Annotated in this window: 1 pseudogene; it reads left to right on the forward strand. The window is 34.5% G+C overall.

Annotated features, from left to right (window positions below):
• Positions 1-125 precede the first annotated feature (125 nt).
• A pseudogene (atpB, locus tag IEW49_RS13430) lies at positions 126-551 on the forward strand (F0F1 ATP synthase subunit A); the annotation flags it as partial.
• Positions 552-763: the final 212 nt, after the last annotated feature.

The following is a 763-nucleotide window of genomic DNA, read 5'->3' on the forward strand; positions in this document are numbered from 1 at the left end:
ATGAGTAAGATCCTCAGAGACTACAAGTGAAAAATTACTTAACACTGTTTTACAATAACAATTAAGTAATTAAGATATAGTCCACCACGGTAAGTCTATAAGACTTACTCTGCTGTCCTTATAGTTTCGCAAGTACAAGCCATTTTGTAGTGACATTTGCTCTTAGTTTCACTATAGTTTTAGGAGCAACTATTTTAGGTTTCCAAAAACATGGATTAGAATTTTTCTCTCTATTAGTTCCAGCAGGTTGTCCTTTAGCCCTTCTTCCTCTGTTAGTTTTAATTGAATTCATTTCTTATTTAGCAAGAAATATATCTTTAGGATTAAGATTAGCAGCTAACATCTTATCAGGTCATATGTTGTTACATATTTTAGCAGGATTTACTTACAATATAATGACAAGCGGTATTATCTTCTTCTTTTTAGGTTTAATACCTTTAGCTTTTATTATAGCTTTCTCAGGATTAGAGTTAGGAATTGCCTTCATCCAAGCTCAAGTTTTTGTAGTTTTAACTAGCGGATACATTAAAGACGCATTGGATCTACATTAGAACAGTCCTGTGCAGTCCTTTAACAAAATTACGCTGCTTTAGGTGACACCTGAAAGCGGTCCACCCTCCTCTTACGTATCCGAAGGATACTAAAGGTCCCCAATATCAAGTTAAAGTCACATATGCAATCAAATAGTTAAACGTCTCGTTGTAACTTGATAAGATTACTCTATTCGAGGTCTCTTATAGCAAATAGAGAGAGGAATGCCCAC

It is taken from the genome of Pseudoblastomonas marina, assembly GCF_014641655.1.
Classification (GTDB): Bacteria; Pseudomonadota; Alphaproteobacteria; order Sphingomonadales; family Sphingomonadaceae; genus Alteriqipengyuania_A; species Alteriqipengyuania_A marina.